This is a genomic window from Bradyrhizobium sp. 25ACV, from assembly GCF_054863005.1.
In genome coordinates this window covers 176,357-194,507 of record NZ_JAVAYO010000003.1, presented here as the reverse complement: position 1 = coordinate 194,507, position 18,151 = coordinate 176,357, and the positions used below count along the sequence as shown (strand labels likewise).

The 18,151-nt window shown below is 66.3% G+C and carries 16 protein-coding genes; 10 read left to right on the top strand and 6 right to left on the bottom strand.

The annotated features are described in order from the left end of the window. Positions 1–88: 88 nt before the first annotated feature. Positions 89–1,198, bottom strand: coding sequence for a cyanuric acid amidohydrolase (gene atzD / locus RAD04_RS07975; RefSeq protein WP_461623325.1), 1,110 nt, complete (start codon positions 1,196–1,198; stop codon positions 89–91). A 232-nt stretch (positions 1,199–1,430) separates the two neighbouring features. Here atzD and RAD04_RS07970 point away from each other — a divergent pair, with 232 nt between their 5' ends. The 4 genes from RAD04_RS07970 (at position 1,431) to RAD04_RS07955 (ending at position 6,318) form a co-directional block, all read left to right on the top strand. Beyond that, on the top strand, positions 1,431–3,767 hold the full coding sequence (locus RAD04_RS07970) for a Tex family protein (protein WP_461623324.1): 2,337 nt from the start codon (positions 1,431–1,433) through the stop codon (positions 3,765–3,767). A gap of 170 nt (positions 3,768–3,937) precedes the next feature. Further along, positions 3,938–4,468 (top strand): hypothetical protein, encoded by a 531-nt coding sequence (locus RAD04_RS07965; RefSeq protein ID WP_461623323.1) that lies wholly within the window; start codon positions 3,938–3,940, stop codon positions 4,466–4,468. 100 nt (positions 4,469–4,568) lie between these two features. After that, complete coding sequence (locus RAD04_RS07960; RefSeq protein ID WP_461623322.1) at positions 4,569–5,261, top strand: response regulator transcription factor; 693 nt, start codon at positions 4,569–4,571, stop codon at positions 5,259–5,261. Beyond that, positions 5,248–6,318, top strand: coding sequence for a sensor histidine kinase (locus RAD04_RS07955; RefSeq protein ID WP_461623321.1), 1,071 nt, complete (start codon positions 5,248–5,250; stop codon positions 6,316–6,318). The genes RAD04_RS07960 and RAD04_RS07955 overlap by 14 nt, the downstream gene beginning before the upstream one ends. Here the strand turns inward: RAD04_RS07955 and RAD04_RS07950 are convergent. Then, a complete protein-coding gene (locus RAD04_RS07950; RefSeq protein ID WP_461623320.1) occupies positions 6,313–6,684 on the bottom strand; it encodes a response regulator transcription factor in 372 nt (123 codons plus the stop codon). The two genes, RAD04_RS07955 and RAD04_RS07950, sit on opposite strands and share 6 nt — an antisense overlap. Then, positions 6,681–7,547, bottom strand: coding sequence for a S1C family serine protease (locus tag RAD04_RS07945; RefSeq protein WP_461623319.1), 867 nt, complete (start codon positions 7,545–7,547; stop codon positions 6,681–6,683). Before RAD04_RS07945 ends, RAD04_RS07950 begins: the two co-directional genes overlap by 4 nt. 184 nt (positions 7,548–7,731) lie before the next feature. On the opposite strand from RAD04_RS07945, the gene RAD04_RS07940 reads away from it, so the two are divergent. From RAD04_RS07940 to RAD04_RS07930, 3 genes are all read left to right on the top strand, one after another. Then, entirely contained in the window at positions 7,732–8,697 is a 966-nt protein-coding gene (locus RAD04_RS07940) for a VOC family protein (RefSeq protein WP_461623318.1), read from the top strand. A 56-nt stretch (positions 8,698–8,753) separates the two neighbouring features. After that, the gene (locus RAD04_RS07935; protein ID WP_461623317.1) at positions 8,754–9,629 is read left to right on the top strand and encodes a dihydrodipicolinate synthase family protein; all 876 of its coding nucleotides are present in this window, start codon (positions 8,754–8,756) and stop codon (positions 9,627–9,629) included. Between the two features lie 215 nt (positions 9,630–9,844). Beyond that, the gene (locus RAD04_RS07930; protein WP_461623316.1) at positions 9,845–12,169 is read left to right on the top strand and encodes a xanthine dehydrogenase family protein molybdopterin-binding subunit; all 2,325 of its coding nucleotides are present in this window, start codon (positions 9,845–9,847) and stop codon (positions 12,167–12,169) included. Between the two features lie 215 nt (positions 12,170–12,384). Here RAD04_RS07930 and RAD04_RS07925 read toward each other — a convergent pair whose 3' ends face one another. Genes RAD04_RS07925 through RAD04_RS07915 form a run of 3 tightly spaced genes read right to left on the bottom strand, consistent with a single transcriptional unit; the run spans position 12,385 to position 15,597 of the window. After that, positions 12,385–13,581 (bottom strand): acyl-CoA dehydrogenase family protein, encoded by a 1,197-nt coding sequence (locus RAD04_RS07925; RefSeq protein ID WP_461623315.1) that lies wholly within the window; start codon positions 13,579–13,581, stop codon positions 12,385–12,387. A 15-nt stretch (positions 13,582–13,596) separates the two neighbouring features. Next, positions 13,597–14,736, bottom strand: coding sequence for an acyl-CoA dehydrogenase family protein (locus RAD04_RS07920; RefSeq protein WP_461623314.1), 1,140 nt, complete (start codon positions 14,734–14,736; stop codon positions 13,597–13,599). A gap of 6 nt (positions 14,737–14,742) precedes the next feature. Continuing rightward, positions 14,743–15,597, bottom strand: a complete 855-nt coding sequence (locus RAD04_RS07915; protein WP_461623313.1) for an enoyl-CoA hydratase — start codon at positions 15,595–15,597, stop codon at positions 14,743–14,745. A gap of 269 nt (positions 15,598–15,866) precedes the next feature. On the opposite strand from RAD04_RS07915, the gene RAD04_RS07910 reads away from it, so the two are divergent. From RAD04_RS07910 to RAD04_RS07900, 3 genes are all read left to right on the top strand, one after another. Further along, positions 15,867–16,475 (top strand): LemA family protein, encoded by a 609-nt coding sequence (locus RAD04_RS07910; protein WP_104464076.1) that lies wholly within the window; start codon positions 15,867–15,869, stop codon positions 16,473–16,475. Between the two features lie 132 nt (positions 16,476–16,607). Further along, a complete protein-coding gene (locus RAD04_RS07905; RefSeq protein ID WP_461623312.1) occupies positions 16,608–17,507 on the top strand; it encodes a TPM domain-containing protein in 900 nt (299 codons plus the stop codon). A 5-nt stretch (positions 17,508–17,512) separates the two neighbouring features. Then, positions 17,513–18,010 (top strand): TPM domain-containing protein, encoded by a 498-nt coding sequence (locus RAD04_RS07900; protein WP_461623311.1) that lies wholly within the window; start codon positions 17,513–17,515, stop codon positions 18,008–18,010. Positions 18,011–18,151: the final 141 nt, after the last annotated feature.

Sequence of the window (18,151 nt, the reverse complement as noted above, 5' to 3'; positions counted from 1 at the left end):
CATGGGACCGCGTGAATCAACTGAGTCGGCGCGAGGGGCAGGGTTGCGCCGGGCGGAGGGGTCGCGAGGATTCGGGATGCCGGTCCTATCAATCCGACAGTCGCGCGATCACTGCAACCGGTCCGCCGCCGGCTGGTCCCTGATGCTCGGCGCCACCAGACACGTAGACCGCGCCGGTACCGGCAAGGCCCGCGATCAGGCCACCAACGGCGGCGCGGGCATGGCGTGTCGAGCTGATGTCGGTGTCTTCGAGCATGGTGTGGCGGAAGCCGCGCACGCTGCCATCAGGCGAGGCCTCCGCCTTGGCGAAGATGTTCACGAGCTCGCGGTCCGCGATGCTCTGCGGGGCCAAGCCAAGCCCGACGCTGTTCAACGCCGATACCACCGCCGCGGCGTCGATGGCATCCTCCATCACGGCATGCCCGATCACGAACTCGCTGGCCGACGACATCGATTTGCCGAGCACGATGACAACATTATGCATCAGCTCGATCCCCGATGAGGTCGAGGCCACCTTGGAGAAGAGATCGTAGCGTTGCAGCACATCCTCGTCGCGGACATCGGAGCCGATCTCGCCGAGTGCGGCCGCAACGCCGAGCGCAGAGGCGCCGCGCGAATAGGCCATTGAGCTGTAAGCGCTCGTCGTCACCGTCTTGTTGCCGCGCGCGTTTGCCGCCGCGACACGCTCGCTGGTCAGCAGCGGGCACTTGATCTGCACGAAATGGACGTCGGCGGGATCAGTGATGCCGGCATCCGTCATCGCGACTTGCACGGCCTTGGCCGTCTCGGTGATCTGCGAGGAGCGGCCGAGCTCTTCGGGCAGGAAGTCCCGCGTGTGCGCCATGCCGATGCACAGGCGCTTGTCGGACGGGCCTGCCGGGCGCTCGACCTTGCTGCGCGTGAACACCGTAAGATGCGGGCTGAGCACGCCCTCGGTGCCGCCGGACATCACGAAGGCGATGCGTTGCTCGACTGCCTCCGGCGACAGGCCGAGCTGGGGCGCCAGCGCCGTGCACAGCGCGCTGACAGCGTACTCCCGCGTGAAATCATTGACGCCGCCATTGCCTTCGGTCTTGCCGAGAATGGCGAGGATCGACCTGGGATCGATCGTGCCGGAGCCGATCAGGTTCATGAGGCCGGAGACGTCGCCGGGGCCAATGGTGGCGATCCTGAAGACGCCGACCGATGTCGTACGCATGATTAGTCCTCGGAATTCGGTAGCCCGGCAGAGAAGGAGGTGCGGAACGCGGGGCCGATGTCAAGCCGTCGCGCACTTACGAATGTGGCGAGATCGCATCATCTCGACAAAAAATCCTCTGTCGACGATGCTAGGCCGTACCTTGATAAATCAGCCCCGGTTGGTCCATAAGCGGCGTCCCGTGGCCGGTGGTTCGCCCCCGCGTTGCGTGCTTGGATAGAGGGATTCTCGCGTGGCAAATATCAACCAGAAAATTGCGCAGGAGCTTGGGGTTCGGGCGGAGCAGGTCGAGGCGACGGTGACGCTGCTCGATGGCGGCGCCACGGTTCCCTTCATCGCCCGCTACCGCAAGGAAGCGACCGGTGCGCTCGACGACGCGCAATTGCGCACCCTGGAGGAGCGCCTGGGTTACCTGCGCGAGCTCGAGGACCGCCGCAAGGCCATCCTCGAATCAGTCCGCGAGCAGGGCAAGCTCGATGCCGCGCTCGAGGCCTCCATTCTCGCCGCCGACAGCAAGGCCCGTCTCGAAGACATCTATCTGCCGTTCAAGCCGAAGCGCCGCACCAAGGCGGAGATCGCCAAGGAGGCCGGCCTCGAGCCGCTCGCCAACCAGCTGATGGCGGAGCCGACCAACGATCCGAAGATGGTCGCCGAAGGCTTCATCAACGCCGAGAAGGGCGTTGCGGACGCCGCCGCCGCGCTGGACGGTGCCCGCGCCATCCTGGTCGAACGCTTCGACGAGGACGCCGACCTGATCGGCACGCTTCGCGAGGAAATGTGGACCAATGCGCGCATGGCCTCCAAGGTGCGCGACGGCAAGAAGACCGAGGGCGAGAAGTTCGCCGACTATTTCGAGTTCTCCGAGCCACTGACCAAGCTGCCCTCGCACCGCATCCTCGCGATGTTCCGCGGCGAGAAGGAGGAGATCCTCGACCTGCAGATCCAGGCCGAGGCCGAGGCGCCGCCGCCGGGCGTGCCCAGCGCCTATGAACTGAAGATCATGAAGCGGTTCGGCATCGCCGACCTCAAGCGCGCCGGCGACCGCTGGCTGATCGACACCGTGCGCTGGGCCTGGCGCACCAAGATCCAGGTGCATCTCAATATCGACCTGCGCATGCGGCTGTGGAACGCAGCCGAGACCGAGGCCGTGCGCGTGTTCGCCTCCAATTTGCGCGATCTCCTGCTGGCAGCGCCGGCCGGCACCCGCGTCACCATGGGGCTCGATCCCGGCTATCGCACCGGCGTCAAGGTCGCCGTCACCGATGCGACCGGCAAGGTCGTCGATACCGCCGTGATCTATCCGCACGAGCCGCAGCGGCAGTGGAACGAGTCGCTCGCGATCCTCGGCAAGCTCGCATTGAAGCATCGTGTCGAGCTGATCGCGATCGGCAACGGCACCGCCTCGCGCGAGACCGACAAGCTCGCAGGCGATCTCGTCAAGGGTCTGGCCGAGCTGAAGATGACCAAGATCGTGGTGTCGGAAGCCGGCGCGTCGGTCTATTCGGCCTCGGCTTTCGCCTCGGAGGAATTGCCCGGTCTCGACGTCACCCTGCGCGGCGCAGTCTCGATCGCGCGGCGTCTGCAGGATCCGCTCGCCGAGCTCGTCAAGATCGAGCCCAAGGCGATCGGCGTCGGTCAGTATCAGCACGATCTCGGCCAGGCCAAGCTCGCAAAATCGCTCGACGCCGTGGTCGAGGACTGCGTGAACGCCGTCGGTGTCGACGTCAACACCGCGTCCGCACCGCTGCTGGCCCGCGTGTCGGGTGTTGGCTCAGGTCTGGCGCAGAGCATCGTGGCGCACCGTGACGCCAACGGCCCGTTCAAGTCGCGCAAGGCGCTCAAGGAGGTGCCGCGGCTCGGGCCGAAGGCGTTCGAGCAGTGCGCGGGCTTCCTGCGCATCCTCGGCGGCGAGGACCCGCTCGACGCCTCCGGCGTGCATCCGGAAGCCTATCCGGTGGTGCGCCGGATCCTCAGCGCCACCAAGAGCGACATCAAGGCCCTGATCGGCAGCAGCGAGATCGTGCGCACCTTGAAGCCGAAGGAGTTCGTCGACGAGACCTTCGGTCTGCCGACCGTCACCGACATCTTGAAGGAATTGGAGAAGCCCGGCCGCGATCCGCGTCCGGCGTTCAAGGCCGCCGTGTTCAAGGAAGGCGTCGAAGAGATCAAGCATCTCCAGAAGGGCATGATCCTCGAGGGCACCGTGACCAACGTCGCCGCGTTCGGCGCCTTCGTCGACATCGGCGTGCACCAGGACGGCCTCGTGCACATCTCCGCGATGTCCAAGACCTATATCAAAGACCCGCGTGAGGTGGTGAAGCCCGGCGACATCGTCAAGGTGAAGGTGCTGGACTTCGAGGTCGCGCGCAAGCGCATCTCGCTGACCTTGCGTCTCGACGACGAGGTCGGCGCCAAGAAGGACGCCCCCGGCATGCAGCGCGACAACAGCTCGCGCAACCCGTCACGCATGACGTCGTCCGCACCGCGAAAGCAGGAATCGTCCGGCGGCGGTGCCCTCGCCGAAGCGCTGCGCCGCGCGGCGGAAAAGAACAACGGGAAGCGGGCGTGAGGTCTTAACCTCGCCCCGTAAGAACGGGGAGAGGGAGTGATAGAGCGACACCTGCCTAACACCCGCGTCAGAATCTGGCGCGTTTGTAAGTTGAACGCGCCGCCCCCTTGCTCTCATCTGATCGTCCTCGTGCGGCGCGCAAACCGCCGCACTGCAAGGAGGATGCTTCGATGAACAGCAGGCTTCTCAAAGGCCTCACCGCGGTGACGATCGCCGCAGCGATGGCGGCAGCTTCACCCGTGCTGGCCCGTGGCGGCATGGGTGGCGGAGGTCACGGCGGCTTCGGCGGTGGCGGCCATGGCGGCTTTGGCGGCGGTGGCCACTTCGGTGGTGGCGGCATGCATGTCGGCGGTGGCGGCATGGGTGGCGGGGGCATGAGATTTGGCGGGATGGGCGGCGCCCATTTCGGCGGTGCCCGCTTCGTCGGTTCGCCGATGGCCGCCCGCGCCGCCATCGGACCCCGCTTTGCCGGAGCTCCGCTGGCGACCCGCGCCGCCTTTGGACCGCGGTTTGCCGGCACGGGCTGGCACGGCAGGACCTTCATCGGCCGCCATGCCTTTTTCCACCATCATCGCTTCCACCGGTTCGCGTTCGTTGGCGCGCCGTTCATCTATGCCAACTACTACGACGACGGCTGCTGGCGCAGGAGCTGGACGCCGTATGGATGGCAATGGGTCAATGTGTGCGGAGACTATTGGTAGTCGCATCGCCGTACCGCACCATTGTCGCGATCGCCACCGGGCGGTTCCGTCCAGCCCCGGAACGGGATAGTCTGGTGGCGATCGTCGCGCGGAGTTTTGCATGACCGGAGGTCACCGTCGCATCCTGGTCGTCGAGGACGATCCGGAAACCGCAGGCCAGCTCGTCGAGGAATTGACGACCTCCGGCTACGACGTCGATCTCGCAGCCAACGGCCGTGAAGCCCTGAGCCACGGCGCCGCGCGCGATTATGCCGTGATCACGATCGACCGCATGCTGCCCGATATCGACGGCATCAGCGTGATGCGGCAATTGCGCGACGATGGCGTCGCCGCGCCGTTCCTGATCATCTCCGCGCTCGGCGAGGTCGATGATCGCGTCCGCGGCCTGCGCGCCGGCGGCGACGACTATCTCGTCAAGCCGTTCTCCTTCACCGAATTGCTGGCGCGGCTCGAGGCGCTCGGCCGCCGCAGCGACACCATCGCCAAGGAGACGCTGCTGCGGGTCGGCGATCTCGCCATCGACCTGATCGCACGCAACGCCAGCCGCCGGGGCCGCAAGATCCCGCTGCTGCCGCGCGAGTTCCAGCTGCTCGAATATCTCGTCCGCAACGAGGGCCTCGTCGTCTCCCGTGCGATGCTGCTCCAGCACGTCTGGGACCTGCATTTCGATCCCTCCACCAACATCATCGACGTCTATGTCGGTCGCGTCCGCCGCAAGGTCGACGATGCCCAGGCCTATCCGCTGATCCATACCATCCGCGGCATCGGATATTGCCTCCGTGCTCCTGGTTAAGACGCTCCGCTCCTCGACCTTCCGCCTGGCGCTGATCGCGATCGCGACCTTCGGGCTGATCGTCGCGGCGATCATGGCCTATGTCTATTTCGGCACGATCGCCTATGTGCGGAGCCGGGTCGGCGACGCCGGCGATCACGGCGGCTTCACCGCGATGATCGAGCTTGCGATGGCGGCGGTTGCCGTGCTGCTGCTGGTGCTCGCCGGGCTTGCCGCCGTGCTGGTGACGCGGCGCACGGTCGGGCGGATCGAGGAGATCAACGCCACCAGCCGCGCCATCATGCTCTCAGGCCTCGACCAGCGCATTCCCTTGCGCGGCAGCCATGACGAATGGGACCGCGTCGCCGAGAACCTCAACCAGATGCTCGACCGCATCGAGACGCTGATGGGCGAGGTCAAACAGGTCAGCGACAACGTCGCCCACGATCTGCGCACGCCTCTGACGCGGATGCGCGGCCGGCTGGAAAAGGCCTATCACCACGAACGCAACAGCGAGGCGGATGCGGCGCTGATCGGCGACACCGTCGCCGATCTCGACGCCGTGCTCGGCATGTTCGCCTCCATCACCCGCATCTCCGAGATCGAGACCCGCGCCCGCACCGGCGCCTTCCGCGCGCTCGATCTCGCCGAGATCGCCGGCGAGGTCGTCGAGCTCTACGACGCTGCCGCCGAGCAGGTCTCAACGCGCCTCAGCCTCGCCGGAGACCGCGAGGTGCCGATCACGGGCGATCGCGACCTGCTGTTCGATGCCATTGCCAATCTCGTCGACAATTCGATCAAGCACGGCTGCAAAGGCGGCCAGGTGACCGTGACGTGCCGCAGCGCCGATGGCGGTGCGGTGATCGCCATCGCCGACGATGGTCCGGGCATTCCCACGGAGGAGCGCGATCACGTCTTCAAGCGCTTCTACCGGCTCGAGCAGAGCCGCTACACGCCGGGCAACGGTCTTGGCCTCAGCCTCGTCGCAGCGGTCGCGCGTCTTCACGGCGCGGGAGTAGCGCTAAGTGACAATGCGCCGGGCCTGACCGTCGAGCTCAGCTTTCCGGCGGCCTCATAGCTCGATCACGCCGCGGCGCGCCGCATGCGCCACCGCATCGGTGCGACCGGTGGCATCCAGCTTGTCGAGCAGCGAGCCGACATGGAATTTGACGGTGTGCACGGAGATGCCGAGCCGGCGGGCGATCATCTTGTTGGAGGCGCCCTCGGCCATCAGCGCCAGCACGTCGAGCTCGCGCTGCGTCAGCGCGATGTCGGCGGGCATCATGCGTGGATCGCGGGCGACGATCGTCGCCGTGGCGGCCTCGCCCGGCGCGGCAAGGCGAAGCCCGGCGATATTGCCGAGCAATGCCGCCAGGCGATCGGCGAGGGCGGAATCGTCGATCTCCAGGGCAAGCACGATCTCCGGCGTCAGGTCCTTGCTCACGCCTCCGGCCTCTCGCCGACCGTGACCTTGAAGCTGATCGGCTCGCCGCCGCGGCGCGCGGCGACATCGACCACCGCGCCAACGCTCGCCGGTCCCAGCGTCCGCGACAGCGCGCGCACGCCTGACAGCTTCTGGTCGTTGACCGCGACGATGACGTCGCCCTGGCGGATGCCGGCCGCGGCCGAAGGTCCGGTCTTGTCGACATTCATCACCATCGCGCCGACGCCGTCGTCGAGCCGGACCGGCTGGAGCCCGAGGCCGAGATATCCGCGCGCGATGCGGCCGCGCGTCTCGAGTTGCGTCGCGACGCGCTCGATCGTCGCGGTCGGGATCACCAGCACGCGCCGCGGGCCGAGCACGGCCATGCCGAAGGCCTCGCCCGATGCATCGAGCGCAAGGCCGCCCTGCTGGCTGCCGCGCAGGCGGACATCGAGCTCGATCCGCGCATCGATCTCCCCGCCGCGCAGGGAGCGCCAGCCGCTGCCGGACGCCGATACCATCCCCAGCGCGGCACTCGGCGTCTCGCGGTTGGTGGCCACCACGATCGACAACGCGCCGAGGGGCGGGACCGTTGCGGCGAGCTTGACCGGCGTAGCAGCGGCCTCAGTGCGCAGCAGCGCGATATCGGTAGTGTGGTCGCGGCCCACGATCGTGGCGGCCGCCCGGCTGCCGTCGGGCAAGCCGATCTCGACCTCGCCCTCATCGGCCAGCGCCTCGTCGGCGGTGACGATCAGGCCTGGCTTCCACGCAAAGCCGGTCGCACGGGAGCGATGCGAATGCACCGAGACGATTGAGGGCGCGGTGCGCGCCACCACATCCGCAAGGGCGGACGACAATGAGGACAGGGGAGTTGGGTCAGTCATGGCTGGCTCCTGTAAGCTCCCCTCAATCTGGGATGTCGCGGGGAATCGCGAAACTGGCCGGGTGGTCAGGACACCGCCAGTTACGGCCGACGAACATGTGATTGGGAGCCGCTCACGGGAACGTGTAGCAATCGGCTCGACATTGCGCCGCACGGCCTCAACCAGTTTCAGCGAGCCCTGACTGATGACCATCGACCTCACCCGCCGCACCCTGCTGCAACTCGCCGGCGCGACCTCGCTTGCCATGGCCGCCGCAGCTGCCGCACGGGCCGAGGGCACGCCGCAGGGCGGCGGGCCGACCTATGCCAGCCGCACGCCGATGCGGGTCGGCATGGTGACGCTGCGGGTGAAGAATCTCGACAAGGTCGCCGACTATTACCGCGATGTGATCGGCCTCACGGTGATGGAGCGCTCGGCGATTGCGGCGAAGCTCGGCACATCAGGCGTCACGCTACTGGTGCTGGAGGCCCGCCCCGATGCGGAAATCGAGCCGCGCAATGCCGCCGGCCTCTATCACACCGCCTTCCTGATGCCGACCCGCAAGGATCTGGCGCGCTGGCTTGTGCACGCGGCCTCGCACCGCGTGAAGCTGTCGGGCTTCGCCGATCACCTCGTCAGCGAGTCCGTTTATCTCGACGATCCCGAAGCCAACGGCATCGAGGTCTATGCCGACCGCGATCCCTCGCAATGGCAATGGAGCGAGGGCAGCGTGAAGATGGCGTCCGACGAACTCAACATCCCCGACCTGTTGTCGCTGACCAATACGCGCGTGCCTGATTACGCCAGGGCGCCGGACGGAATGCGCATCGGCCACATGCACCTGCGCGTCGGCGATCTCGCGCAGGCCGGAGGCTTCTATCATGGCGCGATTGGCCTCGATCCGACCCGCAGCCGCAGCGGCGCGGCATTCCTGTCGTCGGGGCGTTATCATCATCACCTCGGCATGAACGTCTGGCAAAGCCAGGGCGCCGGCCAGCGCGACGATAAGATGACGGGTCTCGCCTGGTTCTCGCTGGTCATGGCCAAGCCGGAGCTGCTCGCCGCGCAGGAAGAGCGCCTGCGCAAGGGCGGTGCGAAGGTCACGGCGCTTGCCGACGGCGTGGAGGCGATTGATCCCTGGGGCACGCGAGTACGCTTGCTCAAGGTTTGATCGCGGGGGCGGGCATTGCTAAGACCCGTCGGGTGCCAGCTTCCGGAGCCCCCGACATGTCCGAATTCCACGGCGTCTTCCCCTACCTCGTCTCCCCCGTCGATGCCGACGGCACGGTGCGCACCGGCGTCCTCGCAAAGCTCTGCGACGATCTGATCGGCGCCGGCGTGCACGGGCTGACGCCGCTGGGCTCGACCGGCGAGTTCGCCTATCTCAGTGCCGCGCAACGCACCGCGGTCGTACAGACCACGATTGAAGCGGCGAGGGGCCGCGTGCCTGTTGTCGCCGGCGTGGCCTCGACTTCGACGGCGGATGCGGTGGCGCAGGCGAAAGCCTACCAGAAGTGTGGGGCCGACGGCATTCTGGCGATCCTGGAAGCGTACTTCCCGCTCGCCGACGCACAGATCGAATCCTATTTCCGCGCCATCGCGGATGTCGTCGACATTCCCGTCGTCATCTACACCAATCCGCAATTCCAGCGCTCCGACCTCACCCTCGACGTGATCGCGCGCCTCGCCGAGCATCCGCGCATCGGCTACATCAAGGATGCCTCGACCAACACCGGCCGGCTGCTCTCGATCATGAACCGCTGCGGCGATGCCTTGCGGGTGTTCTCGGCCTCCGCCCACATCCCGGCCGCGGTGATGCTGATCGGCGGGCTTGGCTGGATGGCGGGACCGGCCTGCATCATCCCGCGCCAGAGCGTCGCACTCTACGACCTCTGCAAGGCCGGCCGCTGGGACGAGGCCATGGCGCTGCAGCGCCGGCTGTGGCGCATCAACGAGGCCTTCGCCCGCTTCAACCTCGCAGCCTGCATCAAGGCGGGGCTTTCGATCCAGGGCTACGACGTCGGCGATCCCGTCCTGCCCCAGGCCGCACTCACCGCCGAGGCGCGCAAGGTGGTGGAGGCGGCCCTGAGGGAGCTTGCGTAGCTTCCGTAGGGTGGGCAAAGCGAAGCGTGCCCACGACTTTTCTCGACGTCATCGTGGGCACGGCGCAAGTGCGCCTTTGCTCACCCTACGGATTCGTGGGTTGCAGGACGGCATGCCGAAATCGTGGATATCCCGCCCAAAACCGCGGCTGGCCTCGCATGCCTCGATCCGCTAAAAGGCTGCCGCATTTCAAGAGACCCTGAGGACCCCACGGAATGAACATTCTTCCCGGCAATTTGCGTTTCGGAGCGGGGCAGCCCGTCAAGCGTTTGGAAGACCAGCGGCTGCTGACCGGGAAGGGGCAATTCATCGACGACAAGCCGGGCGACGGCGCCCTGTGGCTCTACGTGCTGCGCTCGCCGCATGCCCACGCCAACATCGTCTCGATCGACACCAGCGGGGCGGCCGCGATGCCGGGCGTTGCCGCGATCTACACCGGCGCCGACCTCGTCAAGGACGACGTCGGCAGCATCCCGACGCTGAGCATCTTCAAGCGCCCGGACGGCAACCCGATGACGGTGCCGCCGCGCCGGCTGCTGGCCCATGAGGTCGTGCGCTACGCCGGCGAGGCCGTGGCGGCCGTCGTGGCTTCGTCCCGCGTCGAGGCGCAGAGCGCGGCCGAAGCGATCGTGGTCGAATACGACGTGCAGCCGGCGGTGGTCGACCCCGTTGAGGCCGTAAAACCCGGCGCGCCCGTGGTGTGGCCGGAGGCGCCCGACAACATCGTCGGCGCGATGGCTTACGGCGATGCCGCCAAGGTGGACGAGGCTTTCGCCAGGGCCGCGCACACCGTCGAGCTCGATCTCGTCAGCCAGCGCCTCGTTCCCTCCGCGATGGAGCCGCGCTCGACTATTGCCGAGATCGACAAGAAGACCGGCCGCCTGCTGCTGCACGTGCAGTCGCAGACCCCGGCCTCGACCCGCGACGTGCTCGCCGAGGCCGTGCTGAAGCGCCCCAAGGACAGCGTCCGCGTGCTGGTCGGCGACATCGGCGGCGGTTTTGGCCAGAAGACCAATCTCTATCCCGAGGACGGCATCGTCGCTTACGCCGCGACCAAGCTGAGCAAGAAGATCCGCTGGCGCGGCGATCGCACCGACGAATTCGTCGGCGGCACCCATGGCCGCGATCTCACCTCGACGGCCTCCTTCGCGCTGGACGAAAAGGGCAAGGTGCTGGCCTATCGCGTCAAGTCGATCGGTTGCACCGGCGCATACTCCTCGGGCGCCGCCAACATCATCCCGCTGGTGCTCGGGCCGTTCGTGCAGACCGGCGTCTACGATTTGCCGCTGGTGCATTTCGAGGTGAAGTCGGTGATGACCCACACCGCGCCCGTCGGTGCCTATCGCGGCGCAGGCCGGCCCGAAGCGGTCTTCATCGTCGAGCGCCTGTTCGACGCCGCCGCGCGAAAGATCGGCATCGATCCGCGCGCGATCCGCAAAGCCAATTACATCAAGCCAGGTCAGCTGCCCTACACCAATGCCGCGGGCCAGGTTTATGACTCCGGTGCCTTCGCGCACATGCTCGACCGCGCCGTGAAGCTCGCGGACTGGGACGGCTTTGCCGCGCGCAAGAAGGCGGCGAAGAAGAAGGGCCTGCTCTACGGACGCGGTCTCACCTCCTACATCGAATGGACCGGCGGCCGCGCCCACACCGAGAAGGTCAGCCTGCACGCGACCTCGCAAGGGCGCGTCGTCCTGCATTCCGGCACCATGGCGATGGGGCAGGGTCTGCAGACCACCTACACCCAGATGATCTCCGACACGCTCGGAATTGCCATGGACAAGATCGACGTGGTGCAGGGCGACACCGATCTCGCGATGGGCTTCGGCAGTGTCGGCTCGCGCTCGCTGTTCGTCGGCGGCACCGCGGTCGCAGTCTCCTCCAACGATCTGATCCAGAAGGCGCGTGAGAAGGCGGCGAACGTGCTTGAGACCTCGGTCGAGGACATCGAATATCAGGGCGGCATGCTGACCGTGGTCGGCACCGACCGCCGCATCAGCCTGTTCGACATCGCCGAGAAAGAGAGTGGCGCCAAGCTCAGCGTCGATTCGGAAGGCGAGGTCGACGGTCCGAGCTGGCCGAACGGCACGCATATCTGCGAGGTCGAGATCGATCCCGAGACCGGCGTGTCCAAGGTCGTGCGCTACACCACGGTCGACGACGTCGGTGTCGCCGTGAACCCGATGCTGGTGACGGGTCAGATTCATGGCGGTGTCGCGCAAGGAATCGGCCAGGCGCTCTATGAAGGCGTCTCGTATGATGCCGACGGCCAGCTCCTCACCGCGAGCTACCAGGACTATTGCATCCCGCGCGCCGACGACGTGCCGCCGATCGTGGTGACGCTCGACGACACCGCGCCCTGCCGTACCAATCCGCTCGGCGCCAAGGGCTGCGGCGAATCTGGCGCCATCGGCGGCCCGCCTTGCGTCACCAACGGCGTGATGGACGCGCTCGCCGAGCTCGGCATCACCCAGCTGAACACGCCGCTGACGCCGCAGAAGATCTGGCAGGCGATCAGGGATGCGAAGGTGGCGGGTTAGACGCAGCGCGTTGTTGTGGTGGCTGTCGCGACAAACTCAACTGTCGTCCCGGGGCGCGCAAAGCGCGAACCCGGGACCCATAGCCACAGGGAGGAGTTTGGCGCGAGCTGGTAACTCCGAGTCCCCGCAACCACATCTCCCTGCGGTTATGGGTCCCCGCCTTCGCGGGGACGACGGCGGAGAATGCGGCGCCAACTCGGGCTCCCTCCGCGCCCTCAAATCCCCAGCATCATCTTCGCAATAATGTCGCGCTGGATCTCCGAGGTGCCGCCGAAGATCGTGTAGGCGCGGCCGTTGAGATATTCCGGCACCATTGTCAGCATCTCCTCCGGCGTCGCCGGCTCGTGGTTGAGCTGGTAGAGCGGTCGCGTCGGCTCGACGGCGAGGGCGTCGTGGCCGATCACGTCGACCCCGAGCCGCGTCACGGCCTGGCGAATCTCGCTGTTGCGCAGCTTCAGGATCGACGACACCGCGCCGGGATTCTGTCCGGTCTGCAACGCGGAGAGCACGCGCAGCTCGGTCATTTCAAGCGCGTCGATATCGACCTCCACCTCCGAGATGCGCGCCGCGATATCGGGGCTGTCGATGGCGCGTCCGGTCAGGTCCGATTCGGCAAGGTCGGCGATCGCTTTCAGCCCCTCGCGCAGCTTGGCTGAGGCGATGCCCGAGCCACGCTCGAACTCAAGCAGATATTTGCCGTAGGTCCAGCCCTTGCCTTCCTCGCCGACGCGGTTGGCCACGGGCACGCGGACGTCGTCGAAGAACACCTGGTTGACCTCGTGGTCGCCGCCGATGGTGAGGATGGGACGCGTGGTGATGCCCGGGGTCTTCATGTCGATCAGGATGAAGCTGATGCCGTCCTGCTGCCGCGGTCCGTCGCTGGTGCGCACCAGCGCGAACATGCGGTTGGCGTGATGCGCATGCGTGGTCCAGATTTTTGTGCCGTTGATGATGTAGTCGCCGCCGTCGCGCACCGCGCGCGTCTTCAGCGATGAGAGGTCGGAGCCGGAGCCCGGCTCGGAATAGCCCTGGCACCAATAATCCTCGCCGGAGAGAATCCGCGGCAAGTAGAAGTTCTTCTGCTCGGGCGAGCCGAAACCGATGATGACGGGCCCGACCATCTTCACGCCCATCACGTTGACATTTGGCACGCCGGCCCGAGCGGACTCAGTTTCGAAGATCCAGCGCTGCGCCGGCGTCCAGGCCGGCCCGCCATGCTCGACCGGCCAGCCCGGCGCGCCCCAGCCCTGCCTGTGTAGCGCGCGCTGCCAGGCCATGCCGATGTCAGGGTCGGAGAACACCGACGGCGTCAGCGCGGTCGCGCGCTTCATCTCCTCGGTGAGATTCTTGGCAATGAAACCGCGCACCTCGCTCTGGAAGGCGCGCTCCTGGGCATTGAACGACAGGTCCATGAGGCTCTCCCGGTATCAGGCCTTGCGGCCAAGTTCGGCGTGACGGGCATAGTGGTGCGCGCTGCCGCCGAACAGCGTGTCGAAGGCGACGAGGCGCTTGAAATAGGCGCCGACCTCGAGCTCCTCGGTGACACCCATGCCGCCGTGGAGCTGGATCGACTGCTCGCCGACGAAGCGCGCGCATTTGCCGATCTTGGCTTTCGCGCCGGAGGCGGCCCGTGCCCGTTCGACCGGCGCGGCATCTGCCTTGAGCGCAGCCCGTAGCGCCATCGAGCGAGACTCGTCGACCTGCATCGCCATGTCGGCGAGGCGATGGCGGATCACCTGGTTGGCCGACAGCGGCCGTCCGAACTGCTTTCGGATCTTGGTGTATTCGAGCGTGGTGTCCAGCAGCGTCTGCATGATGCCGACGGCTTCTGCGCCGAGCGCGGCCATGGCGCGGTCGACAGCCCATTCGATGGCCGGCAGCGCGTCGTGGCCGTCACCGAGCAGGGCGTCCTCCGGCAGATGCACGTCGGACAGCTCGATGTTGCAGGCGCGTCCGCCGCCGAGGCGCGGATAGTCGCTGACGACGAGGCCAGGCGTCGTCGCCGGCACCAGGAACAGGCCGATCCGTCCCGAAGGCCTCTGATGATCATGAATGTGCGCGGAGACGATGATCTCGTCGGCGGCATGACCGTCGAGCACCGCGATCTTGCTTCCGGCAAGGCGCCAGCCCTGCGCGGTCCGGTCGGCGGTGGTTGCGACCCTGGCGAGATCGAACCTTGCCGCGCGCTCGGAATGCGCCAACGCAAGCTTCAATGATCCATCCGCGATCTTCGGCAGGCTCTCCTGCTTCTGCTCATTGGTGCCGCAGCGGTCGATCAGTGCAGCCCCCAGCACGACCGTCGCGATATAGGGCTCCGTCACCAGCCCACGGCCAAAGGCTTCCATCAAGATGCTGATCTCGACGGCGCCGCCGCCGAGCCCGCCGAACTCCTCGGCGATCGGCAGCGCCAGCCAGCCGAGCTCGGCGAACTGCTTCCACACGGCCGGGCTGAAGCCGAGCGGATCGTTCGCCATCTTGCGGCGGTGATCGGCATTGTAGCTTCCGGTCACGAAGCGCTCCGCGCTCTCGCGCAGCAGCCTTTGCTCGTCACTGAGATTGAGGTCCATCGCAATTTACTCCGCGGCCGCCGGCGGCTTGCGCACGGAGGGATGCAAGCCGGAGGGATCGACGATCATGCCGAATTCCTGAAGGTTGTGGGCATGGCAAAGCTGATGCAGCGCAAAGGCCTGGTCGATTGCGGCAGGCTGGCCCATCACGTCGACCGAGCGGTTCACCGCTTCTTTGGTCATCTTCAGCGCGAAGGCCGGCTTTGCCGCAATCCTGCGCGCCAGCTCCAGCGTGCGCGCAGAAAGCTCCGCGCGCGGCACGACCTGATTGACCATGCCGAGCTGCTGCGCCACCTCGGCGCTCCAATTGTCGGCGGTGAACAGGAACTCCTTGGCCTTGCGCGCACCGAGCTCCCAGGGATGCACGAACCATTCGACGCCGCAGACGCCCATGGTCACGACGGGGTCGCAGAACTGTGCATCGTCGCTGGCGACGATGAGGTCGCAGGCCCAGGCCAGCATCAGCCCGCCGGCGATGCACTTGCCGTGGACCTCGGCAATGGTCGGTTTCGCCAGATTGCGCCAGCGCCGGGTGATCTGCAGATAGATTTCCTGCTCGCGCGCGGAGCGGCCATGGGCATTCGGTTCAGCAAAGCCGCCCCAATTTCCGATCGGTGGAAAATCGACACCGGCGGTATTCTTGCTGCCGGGACGCAGATCATGGCCGGAGGAAAAATGCGGACCGTTGCCGGCGAGGATGATCACTTTGACCGAATCGTCCTGCACCGCCGCGTCGAAGGCGGCGTTGAGGTCGTAGGTCATTTGCAGGTTCTGCGCGTTGCGCGCCTCCGGCCGGTTCATCACGATCCGGGTGATCGCCGGATCCGGCCTCTCCACGAGGATGGTCTCGAACGAGGTCATCGCGTTCCCCCGGTGTTCTGTCTTATTGTTTCGTCGAGTTGACTATGTCGGTCAGGGATAGGCAAGAGGCTTGCGTCAGTCGGCTGGGGTGCGCTCATCCAGCGCAGCCATGCCGGGATGGTACGAAGGACCAGACCCGGAATCTCGAGATTTTCAGGTGCGCAAGGGCGCACCATAGCTCGCTTCGCGCCCCGGAATGAACCCGAAAAGCTGGTACCGCGTTATCGCTATCTGATATTGAGTTACGGGATTCCACCGGGAGAAATTTAATGCGCAAGATCCTGACCGTGCTGGCGGCGCTGGCCTCGCTGAGTCTCACCAATTGCGGCTACAACGCGATCCAGAGCGAGGACGAGCAGATCAAGTCAAACTGGTCCGAGGTCGTGAACCAGTATCAGCGCCGCGCCGATCTCGTGCCCAATCTCGTCAACTCGGTGAAGGGGTTTGCCCAGCAGGAGAAGGATGTGCTGCTGGGCGTCACCAATGCGCGCGCCAAGGTCGGCAGCATCCAGGCGACGCCCGAGGTGCTGAACGATCCGGCCGCCTTCCAGAAGTTCCAGGCCGCGCAGGGCGAACTCTCCAGCGCGCTGTCACGGCTGCTGGTCGTCACCGAGAACTACCCTCAGCTCAAGTCGGACGCGCTGTTCAAGGATTTGATGTCGCAGCTCGAGGGCACCGAGAACCGCATCACGGTGGCGCGCAACCGCTACATCAAGGCGGTGCAGGATTATAACGTCACCATTCGCTCGTTCCCGAGCAACCTCACTGCGATGATGTTCGGCTACAAGGAGAAGCCGAACTTCTCGGTCGCAAACGAGAAGGAAATCTCGACCGCGCCGAAGGTCGATTTCAACCCGTCGCCGGCGCCGTCGAAGTAAGCGCGTTCGGCTCCGATGCTCGTTTCACCCACCACTGTCATTCCCCGCGAAGGCGGGGAATCCAGTACGCCGCGGCCTCTCCGTATCTCGCTGGCGTCTCTGGAATACTGGATCGCCCGGTCAAGCCGGGCGATGACACTGAGTGTGTGGCGCGCGGTTTTCGTTGCGGCACTCCTTTTCGCCTTCGCATCCTCCGCCTCAGCCGACGTCGCCATCCCCGAGCTCACCGGCCGCGTGGTCGATCAGACCGGGACGCTGTCCAGCAGCGAGACCGCCGCGCTGTCGCAAAAGCTGCGCGACTTCGAAACGCGCAAGGGCAGCCAGATCGCCGTCCTGATCGTGCCGAGCACGCAGCCGGAGACGATCGAGCAGTTCTCGATCCGCGTTGCGGAGGCCTGGAAGATCGGCCGCAAGAGGGTCGACGACGGCGCGATCCTCGTCGTCGCCAAGAACGACCGGCATTTGCGCATCGAGGTCGGCTACGGCCTCGAAGGCGCGCTCACCGACGTCACCTCGCGACGCATCATCGACGAGATCATCACACCGAAATTCCGGACGGGCGATTTCGGCGGCGGCATCGCAGATGGCGTCGATCGCATGATCCGCGTCATCGACGGCGAGCCGTTGCCGGTTCCTTCTCCCACCGTCAACTTCGGCAATCTGGACGATCTCGCGCCGATCTTCATCGTGACGCTGTTGGCCTCGATCGGGGTCGGCGGGTTCTTCCGGGCCATGCTGGGGCGACTGCTTGGATCCCTGGTGACCGGCGGCATCATCGCAGGGCTGACCTGGCTCATTCTCGGCTCCTTCGCGCTCGCCATGGCTGTCGGAGCGCTCGGCTTCATCATCGGATTCGTCGCCGATCTGTTTTCGGCGATCACGCCGGGCACTGGCCGCTCGCGCGGCGGCGCGTGGTCGAGCGGCTCTTCGTCGGGCGGCTGGAGCAGCGGATCGTCGAGCAGCAGTGACAGTGGCGGCTTCAGCGGCGGTGGCGGCAGTTTTGGCGGCGGCGGTGCCTCGGGGAGCTGGTAGCGGTCATGAGCATCAAGCGCATCGCCAGACATCTGGTGCAGCACCATTGGCGGGCAAAGCAGATCTTTCCGCCAGCCGTGCTCGCCCGCATCAAGCAGGCAATCAGGCAGGGCGAGACCACCCATTCCGGCCAGGTCCGTTTCGTGGTCGAAGGCGCACTCGACGGCGCGCCGCTGTTCCGCAACCAGCCGGCCCGCGATCGCGCGCTCGACGTGTTCGCGCATCTGCGCATCTGGGACACCGCGCATAACAACGGCGTCCTGATCTATCTCCTGCTCGCCGACCGCGATGTCGAGATCGTCGCCGACCGCGGCATCCACGCCAAGGTCGGTGCCGAAGGCTGGGAGAGCATCTGCCGCGCGATGGAGGCGGAGTTCAGGTCGGGCCAGTTCGAGCGCGGCGTGATCGACGGCATCGCGGCGGTGTCGCGCGAACTGGCGCGGTATTTTCCGCCCGGCGCATCGCATGCGAACGAGCTGCCGGATGCGCCGGTCGTGATGTGACGGGCTGTGATGTAGTCGGGCGCCATCCACACCGTCATTGCGAGGAGCTCTTGCGACGAAGCGATCCAGACTGCCTCCGTGGAGGGATTCTGGATTGCTTCGCTGCGCTCGCAATGGGGTGGAGGTCGCGCCGTGAGTCTC

Excerpts from the sequence above, each read along its gene's own strand:
- RAD04_RS07925 (WP_461623315.1), bottom strand. The coding sequence starts at position 13,581 with ATGGACCTGTCGTTCAATGCCCAGGAGCGCGCCTTCCAGAGCGAGGTG.
- RAD04_RS07910 (WP_104464076.1), top strand. The coding sequence starts at position 15,867 with ATGCGCAAGATCCTGACCGTGCTGGCGGCGCTGGCCTCGCTGAGTCTC.
- RAD04_RS07900 (WP_461623311.1), top strand. The coding sequence starts at position 17,513 with ATGAGCATCAAGCGCATCGCCAGACATCTGGTGCAGCACCATTGGCGG.
- RAD04_RS07935 (WP_461623317.1), top strand. The coding sequence starts at position 8,754 with ATGTCCGAATTCCACGGCGTCTTCCCCTACCTCGTCTCCCCCGTCGAT.
- RAD04_RS07960 (WP_461623322.1), top strand. The coding sequence starts at position 4,569 with ATGACCGGAGGTCACCGTCGCATCCTGGTCGTCGAGGACGATCCGGAA.
- RAD04_RS07920 (WP_461623314.1), bottom strand. The coding sequence starts at position 14,736 with ATGGACCTCAATCTCAGTGACGAGCAAAGGCTGCTGCGCGAGAGCGCG.
- RAD04_RS07945 (WP_461623319.1), bottom strand. The coding sequence starts at position 7,547 with ATGACTGACCCAACTCCCCTGTCCTCATTGTCGTCCGCCCTTGCGGAT.
- RAD04_RS07930 (WP_461623316.1), top strand. The coding sequence starts at position 9,845 with ATGAACATTCTTCCCGGCAATTTGCGTTTCGGAGCGGGGCAGCCCGTC.
- RAD04_RS07940 (WP_461623318.1), top strand. The coding sequence starts at position 7,732 with ATGACCATCGACCTCACCCGCCGCACCCTGCTGCAACTCGCCGGCGCG.
- atzD (WP_461623325.1), bottom strand. The coding sequence starts at position 1,198 with ATGCGTACGACATCGGTCGGCGTCTTCAGGATCGCCACCATTGGCCCC.
- RAD04_RS07915 (WP_461623313.1), bottom strand. The coding sequence starts at position 15,597 with ATGACCTCGTTCGAGACCATCCTCGTGGAGAGGCCGGATCCGGCGATC.
- RAD04_RS07965 (WP_461623323.1), top strand. The coding sequence starts at position 3,938 with ATGAACAGCAGGCTTCTCAAAGGCCTCACCGCGGTGACGATCGCCGCA.
- RAD04_RS07905 (WP_461623312.1), top strand. The coding sequence starts at position 16,608 with ATGACACTGAGTGTGTGGCGCGCGGTTTTCGTTGCGGCACTCCTTTTC.